The organism is Dyadobacter sp. (assembly GCF_051859145.1).
In the GTDB taxonomy this organism is placed as follows: Bacteria; Bacteroidota; Bacteroidia; order Cytophagales; family Spirosomataceae; genus Dyadobacter.
This window is the reverse complement of record NZ_JBHYGF010000176.1, coordinates 1-8,110: the sequence shown is the minus strand read 5'-3', so window position 1 is coordinate 8,110 and position 8,110 is coordinate 1. Positions and strand designations below refer to the sequence as shown.

The window sequence follows — 8,110 nt, the reverse complement described above, 5'->3', positions numbered from 1 at the left end:
GCTACTGAAGAATTGCTTCTGCCGCAACCTACGTATCCTTTTCCTCCAACAGTGAATGCGAATGCACCTGCGCGTTTACCGCCGATGAAAGTCGCCATTTCAGTCCATTTGTCAGTGGTTGGGTTGTATTCGTAGAAATCCTGGAAGTAGTTGCTGCCATTGTAGCCTAATCCAACATAACCTTTATTATTAGCTACGAAAGAAGTTGCGTACTGGCGCGTTCCTGGGAAGTCAGCAATTGCCTTCCATTTGTTTGATGCAGGATCAAACTGGTAAAAATCTTTTTTGTAACCGTTGTCAATTGTTGTTACATTATCATAACCTGTACCAACATATGCTTTTCCGTCAAGAACAAATGCAGTGGCATCATTACGGCCTGTTCCAGGAAAAGGAGCTACCTGCGACCATATTCTGTCAGAAGCATCGTACGCCCAGAAATCTTTAACCCGCGCTACTGTTTCATTCGTATAGCCTGTTCCCACATAACCAACATCCCCAATCACGAAACTTACAGACCTTGTCCTTCCTGATCCCCCGAAACTGGGAAGGTCTTTACGGAACCAGTTTCCCTGTAAATCTGCCTCCGGATCATCATCCCCACAGCTGATCTGAGCAAATGCAAGTGAAGCAACTAGAATGGCTAACGAGGTCTTTTTTAAAGTATTAAACATGAAAAAATATAGTTTGACGAATTGTTACAAATGAATACTAATAAAAAGCTGACAGGGCTGAGTGCCTGCGCGGATAAAGGTGTTTTTACACAAATTTTTTGCAAACATAATATCTTCAACCTGCTAAGTAAAATAATAGGGTCTTTTTTGTCCAAAACTTTACCGGTCAGTTACTTTTAACGCAGATACGCTCAGGAATGTTGCCAGCCTTGTTCAGCGGCTTTCTTGTGACAACTTTTATGCGCATTTAGTTGAAATAGCTTGAACCGAAATCGCGTTTGTAATTGGGTTTGCCACTTTTTTTCTGGCTGTGGCGTATAGATCAAAAAGCCCTTCAAAAAGCAATACGTACTGCTCCGCTGGTTTGTTGCAAGTCACGGTCACTTTGATAACGGCTGCTAATTGTCATACGCATATTGTAAATAAGCTCACATATGGTAGTTTTGCACTTTTTACTGTCTTGCTCTCAATGAAATTCAAGTCTGGTTATTTAAAAGGATTTTTCAAGGCCTCTCCACTGCTATTTATATTGGGATTGTCCGCCTCCATGATTGCCTGTGATCCTACAGGTGAAATCGAAGCATTGGTACAGCCCAACCCCGATGATTTTACAGTAGGTTTTACGGATACTGCAAGGGTGCAGCTTTCTACGGTTATCACGGATTCTGTGATGACTGGTTCGGCAGGACGCATGCTAGTGGGCAGGTTCACTGATCCCTACTTTGGCAAACTGCAGGCTGCCAGCTTCTTTCGCCCTGCCAGTAACAATGGGCTGAATTTCGCCCAGGAGGCAGTTTACGATTCGCTGGTGCTATCCATGTATTACGATACTTACACCTACGGCGATACCACCAAGCCGATGAACCTCAGTATCCACAAATTGCAATCGGATATTCTTGACAAAAACGTCTATTTCAGCACAAACAGCACGCCTTATGATGCGGTGCCTTTGGGTAAGGTGAAGCTTGCGCCGCGTCCATTAACCAGCAAAAGGGTGGTGATCAGGCTGTCAGATGTATTGGGAAATGATGTTTTTGCCAAAGCCAAAGCTAATCTGATACCTTCCAACACAGAATGGATAAACCTGGTTAAAGGATTACTGATCAGGGGAGCAGCAAATGATGAAGGTGCAATTGTCGGTTTCAGGACAGACAGCGCGACAGTCAATATGTACTTCCATACACCACAAGTTGACGGAATAAGGAAAGATTCAGTGGTGATACGGAATTCAGCCATTTACAATCAGGTACTTAGCGACAGAACAGGCACACAGATCGCCAACCTTCCTGTTACAAAAAGAATTTCATACCCAACTTCCCAGACTGGAAACAATGCATTTATACAAGCCGGTACGGGTATCATGACGCGCATTGATTTGCCAACAGTTCGTGATCTCCGACGTCAACAATATATAGCGGCAAACCGGGCATTCCTGAGAATTACACCAAAGAGACTTTCTGTGACTGATCAGTTCAAGGCGCCGCCAGCCCTGTATGCTTTTCGTGTTGATAGAAATAATGAGTTTTATCTTCAATCCTCAGGTGAAGGCTCCGGCTTTCCACTTCCCCTTTATACACTTGCCACAGCCAATCAGCGGCCGTTAGCCGTAAAGGGATCTTACATTAACGATTTGCTTACCAACAAGCAGTATTATCTCCTGGATATCAGTTCCTATGTGACCGAGCTGTTAACCAGTGAAACAGGAGATATCGGTTCCCTTGTGCTGCGGACATCTCCATTCAATGAGCGAGCTACTCCTACTTATCCTGGGGAGAACACTGAATTTACCAACTCATTCAACCGGCTTGTTTTTGGAGATCAGCAAAGCGATGATCCGGGCGTGAAGCTGGAACTGTATTTCACGAAGATTACACCTTAATCTTGATAATAATTCATGAAAAAGCCTTGCTGATCAATGTATTAGCAAGGCTTTTTCATAGGCAGTGATCTTAATTCAAGGCTCCATATTGAGTTCCCTGATTTCAGCCTTATACTTCTCAGGCAGGATCAGCTCTTTCAGAAACCAGTCCATTTTTACGCTTCTGCTTACCTGATATAAGCCCAGCAATGGGCTAAGTAATGAGAATTGTCTGAATGCAAGGAGCTCTTTAACCCGGCGAGGAACCACGAGGATTTGTGCTTCTAAGAGGATTTTATAGCGGATGCTACCCAGGTGTTTTCTGTATTGTTTAAACAAATCATCCGTGTAGTGGCTATGCGCCAGATTTTGTGATAGATGTTCCTGCCGCATTCGCTGCCATTCTTTAAAGTTGAGCGGCAGTGCCTGCACACCCATTCGGCTGCCCACTTCGTAGAAAACATTGAAAACTTCCTGTTTTTCAGCTGCGGTTAACTTCCTTTCGAGTACTTCAAATGAGCGGATCGAATAGTCGATCAGCATGAATAGCACATCTCTGTAAGCCCAGTCGGGAATGCTCTGGCCGCGTTTTGCTTCTACACCTGCGTGTATCGCCGCCATGGTGTCAATTGCCCGATGTGCTGATTCCTTTTCAGAGAAGACAATTTTTCTCGCGTAAGAAACAGTTGAAAAGAGTCTTCCCAGCGGATCAGATGGAAGTCGGTTGGTGAAGTACAGCCAATCCACCGCTTTGCTGAGCGCAAACTCAGCCGCTGCGCCCGCAAAAATGAAGAGGATGGTGTCGCTCTTTCCCCAAATCTGTCGCACAATTGAGTGCTTTTCAACAAAATAGTCCATATCGTTAAAACGCAAAAACCGGCTGGAAGTGTCTCACATTCATTTTGATAATAAGATAATGGGGCTGGTCTGGTTGTTTAAGTAGGTCCACGCTACACAAAGCCGGCGTTTAAGAGAAGCAAATTAACCTTTAAAGCCAATGGGCAACTTACCAGCTATGGAAATTACATCAGATACTTTGTGGGCCAATGCACGTGATCAGGCCGCACTCCGGGGCTTTTTCGAAGAATACAGGGTTAGGGGAGAAGAAATAGCAGCATTATTATCACTAATTCAAAAACAACCTGCTCTGCAGCATGGTACCTATCACTGGCGCACCATTTCCGGGAACGGAACAGACTTCCAGCTACCGGGATTAGCAGATGAGCAGGATACCTGCATACTGGCCTGGTCACGGATTTTTGAAGCGAGCGAAATCCTGTGCGTCATCAACTTACACCACTGGAAAGAAGCTGTTGTATATGTGACAATCGACGACGGGCTGCATGCTTCCGGTACGAGGATGAACCGACTGCTGGGGTCAGAATCCATTCCCGCAGAATTGAATGTGGAAGACCGGAACGGAAAATCCATCAGACTAACCATCCCGCCGCGGAGTTTGGTGATGTATGGTTAAGTCGAAGTGAGTTGGCACGATTTTTAGAAAGGCGCGTCAATCTTCAACTAAAAACTTATATCCTATGTTTTATCACGATGGAAAACTTCAGTATCATGTAAGGGTTGACAAGCCCAATCCTCAGTTTGCAAAATTGCTGCAACAAGCGATCGGCGGCATTGAAGGAGAAATCCGCGTTTGTATGCAATACCTGTTTCAGGCGTGGAACAGCAGAGGTCCTCAGAAATACAGAGATATGCTGCTCGAAACCGGAACGGAAGAGATTTCCCACATTGAAATGCTTGCCACCGCGGTATGTCTGAACCTGGAAGGTTCCTCAACAGCTGTAAAAGACGAAATGGCGGCAAGTAATCCCATGGTGGAGGCTGTAATGGGCGGCCGTGATCCCCGGCACATTCTATCGGCCGGACTTGGTGCTATGGCCTGCGATGCAAACGGAGTTCCTTTTAACGGATCCTGGGTGGTAAGCAGCGGAAATATCGCAGCCGATATGCACGCCAATGTAATGGCTGAGGCAACTGGCCGGGTACTCGCTACCAGGTTGTATGAAATGACCGACGATGCCGGAATGAAGGATATGCTTGCATTCCTGAGTGCAAGAGATACCATGCACCAGAATCAGTGGATGGCCGTATTGGAAGAGCTGGGACTTGAAAAAGGGCACCCGATCCCCAACAGTTTTCCAGAGGAGCTGCAAAACCAGGATGTTGCATACAAGTTTATTACCACCCGGGTAGATGGAATTGCTACGCCGTCAGGTCGCTGGACAGAAGGAACTTCCATTGATGGAAAAGGTGTGTTCAGTGTTGAGGTGGGTAAGCCGGTGGGCGGCGTGCCTGTTCTTGCGCCGGCAGATAAGGAGGTACACGGACAGCTGGAACAAGGCATCAAGTCTGATTCAGGTTTTATCGACCAGGTGAAAGATTTTATAACCAGCTAGTCGGACAAAAATCTCAGTTATGTGAGGTGAGTGATGTGCCACCAGTTGAAGGGAAATTCCGACAATTGGTGGCTTTTTTATATCCCAAATCCCGCGTTTTCAAACCTGTGCAACGATTTCTACAACCAGTTGGAGTAAAACGTCAATATCTTGCAGTGAATCAGGTGTTTCGAACAATTCTAATTAGTAACTGTGTTGGCGCAAGGCGATGATTAATCTCATTTTAACCCGTATATTTCTACAAAATATACAAAGTAATTTTACGCTCCTCTATAAGCATGAAGCTGCGCCTTTGCCCGTTAATTTGTGCCCTGCTGATATTATTTGTTCCCTTGCAGGCATTTACACAAGGCAGACCCATTCATTTCCGTCATCTTAACACAGAAAGCGGACTTGCAGATAACAATGTCAACTGCATTTTTCAGGATTCAAAAGGCTTTATCTGGATAGGAACAAATGGCGGACTCAATCGGTATGACGGTCATGAATTCAAGAGCTACCAGAATGAGGAACGAGATAATACCAGTCTGAGTAACAATGCAGTGACAGGTATAGCGGAAGACAAAGCCGGCCGCATTTGGGTAGCAACAAGCGGCGGCGGCTTGAATGTGCTTGACAAAGGCAGAAAGAAGTTCAGATCATTTTTGTCTGATTACCACAACAACAAGACGATCGCGGGGAATTTTGTCAACCGCATTGTTTTTGACCAAAATGGAAAATTGTGGCTTGCTACCACAGGCGGACTTGACTGTTTTGACACAGAAACAGGTGCTGTGATAACCCAGTACAAATTTAATCCTGATAATGCAGCCAGCCTTAGCGGAGATAATGTGAATACCGTCTTCTGCGACAATCATAACAATATCTGGGCTGGTACTTCGACAGGCTTGAACCTGCTCGACCGGAAATCAAATTCATTCAAAAAATTTACTTACCAAAGTGGAAATGCAGCTTCCTTGTCCGGGGACGATGTTCGTGCTTTATTTCAGGATTCAAAGGGAAATATCTGGGTGGGTACCTACCAGGCGGGGCTTAATCTTTATCAACCGGAAAAAGGTACATTCCAGCGTTTCCGGCACGATCCGGGCAATCCTGCCAGCCTCTCGAACAACAGTATTACCAGCATCAATGAAAGCGAAGGTGAAATCTGGATTGGTACCGAAAATGGCGGACTGAATATCCTGGATGTGGAAGACTGGACATTCACCACGCACCTGCATGACGAAATTGATCTGAGCAGCGTGGCGGGGAATTCGGTGGATTGCATTTACCGCGATCGCCAGAACAACTTGTGGCTGGGAGTGTTTAGCAGCGGGGTTAGCATTTACAAGAAAAGTAACGGATTTGCCCACTTCCGTCGTAATGCTTCCAAGAACAGTCTCACAAACAATGCGGTACTCTGCTTTTATGAAGACCAAGATGAGAAGATGTGGATCGGCACGGATGGGGGAGGGTTGAACCTTTTTGATATTAAAACCCAGAAATTCGTAGAAAATCCACGGTTCGCTTCGGCGAGGAATGCAGTCAGCAAATTTGTAATGGCGATTGTACCCGACAAGCAGCAGAAATTATGGATCGGTACCTGGGGAGATGGATTTGCCGTTTTTGATCCAAAAACAGGTCGGTCAGAAGCATATCGAAGCAAGAAAAATACAGCTAACACATTGTATTCCAATAACGTTTACGCCATTGCACATACCGCGGATAACCGGGTTTGGCTAAGTACATACGGCGAGGGACTGGATGTATTTGACCCTGTGAAAAAGGTCTTCAAGCACTACCTGAGTAATCCCGACGATCCCAAAACACTTTCCGATAACACGGTAGACTGCTTTCTTGTGGACAGAAAAGGCAATTTGTGGATGGGGACAGATGAAGGTCAGCTTAACCGCTACAATCCTGCTTCTGATTCCTTCACCCGATTTTCCATTTCAGAAGGTCAGCACCTGTTCAATGGCGCGATAAACAGCATTACCGAAGATAAAAGAGGCATTCTCTGGCTTGCTACGCTGAAAGGTTTGATCCGCTTTGATCCTGCAACGCAAGAATTTAGAAAGTACTCGACTAAAAACGGTTTGATCAGCAATGCGACGCAGGGTATTGCGGAGGATAATAGCGGCATGCTCTGGATCAGTGCGTCGGGCGGACTTTCCCGATTGGACCCCCAACGCGAGAAATTTGAGGTATTTTCCGTAGAGTATGGTTTACAGGGACGGGAGTACAAGCAAAAGGCTGTTTACAAAGATCGAAATGGAAATATCTATTTCGGAGGCGTAAATGGTTTTAACAAATTCAATCCGGCTGCAATCAATCGTGATCACGGAACTTACCCCATTGCGATCACCAATCTCCGCGTATTCAACAGGAATGCAAGTGCCACTGGCGAGATGAATATGACACCTGTGACAGACGGGGATATCTCTGATTCGCGCAAAGTGATATTATCACACGACCAGTCTTTTATCACACTCGATTATGCCGCGCTGGACTTCATCTCCACGCGTCGCAACTATGCGTATTTCCTCGAAGGTTTTGACAAAGACTGGAATTTTGTAGGTAACAAAAACACAGCAGTTTACACCAATCTTCCGGCGGGTAAATACGTGTTCAAGGTAAAGGCGCAGAATATATCCGGCGAGTGGGTAAGTTCTGAACAGAGCCTGATCATCAGGGTCAGACCGCCGTTTTGGGCCACCTGGTGGTTTAGATTGCTGGGTATATTCCTGATCGCAGGTATTATTTATATGCTCTATACCCTTCGTGTGAAGTCCATTGTAAGGCAAAAGGCCACATTGGAGCGGCTTGTTGAGGAGCGTACCATGGTGGTGCAGCGGCAGACCGAAGAACTGCACGCGCAAGCCGACCAGCTACAGGCATTGAATGAAGAGTTGCAGGCACAGTCGGAGGAACTGCGTACCCAGACTGAGGAGCTTTATGAGCAGCACGAAGAGGCACAGCAGGCGCGTGAGGAGGCCGAGCGCGCCAACCAGGCAAAAAGTATTTTCCTTGCCACGATGAGCCACGAAATCCGGACACCGATGAATGGCGTAATTGGTATGACGGCACTACTCTCGGAGACACAACTTACTGACGAGCAGAAGGATTATACCAGAACAATTGCAGCTTGCGGAGAAACGCTGGTCAATGTGATCAACGATATCCTTGAC

6 protein-coding genes are annotated in these 8,110 nt (G+C 46.0%); 4 read left to right on the top strand and 2 right to left on the bottom strand.

Translation table 11 applies throughout. The features are described 5' to 3' along the window. A partial coding sequence (locus ACTIE6_RS11635) for a Kelch repeat-containing protein (RefSeq protein WP_439556798.1) occupies window positions 1-671 on the bottom strand: 671 nt, incomplete at its 3' end. Window positions 672-1,140: 469 nt separating this feature from the next. Here ACTIE6_RS11635 and ACTIE6_RS11630 point away from each other — a divergent pair. Continuing rightward, window positions 1,141-2,550 carry a DUF4270 family protein gene (locus ACTIE6_RS11630; RefSeq protein WP_439556797.1) on the top strand — a complete coding sequence of 470 codons (1,410 nt, stop codon included), beginning with the start codon at window positions 1,141-1,143 and terminating at the stop codon, window positions 2,548-2,550. Window positions 2,551-2,625: 75 nt separating this feature from the next. On the opposite strand, the gene ACTIE6_RS11625 is transcribed toward ACTIE6_RS11630, so the two are convergent. Further along, on the bottom strand, window positions 2,626-3,357 hold the full coding sequence (locus ACTIE6_RS11625; RefSeq protein WP_439556796.1) for an oxygenase MpaB family protein: 732 nt from the start codon (window positions 3,355-3,357) through the stop codon (window positions 2,626-2,628). 187 nt (window positions 3,358-3,544) lie between these two features. On the opposite strand from ACTIE6_RS11625, the gene ACTIE6_RS11620 reads away from it, so the two are divergent. The 3 genes from ACTIE6_RS11620 to ACTIE6_RS11610 form a co-directional block, all read left to right on the top strand. Beyond that, window positions 3,545-4,003, top strand: a complete 459-nt coding sequence (locus ACTIE6_RS11620; RefSeq protein ID WP_439556795.1) for an alpha amylase C-terminal domain-containing protein — start codon at window positions 3,545-3,547, stop codon at window positions 4,001-4,003. Window positions 4,004-4,067: 64 nt separating this feature from the next. Further along, window positions 4,068-4,943 (top strand): manganese catalase family protein, encoded by an 876-nt coding sequence (locus ACTIE6_RS11615; RefSeq protein ID WP_439556794.1) that lies wholly within the window; start codon window positions 4,068-4,070, stop codon window positions 4,941-4,943. Between the two features lie 278 nt (window positions 4,944-5,221). Then, window positions 5,222-8,110: ligand-binding sensor domain-containing protein (locus tag ACTIE6_RS11610; protein WP_439556793.1), on the top strand; the 2,889-nt coding region annotated here is incomplete at its 3' end.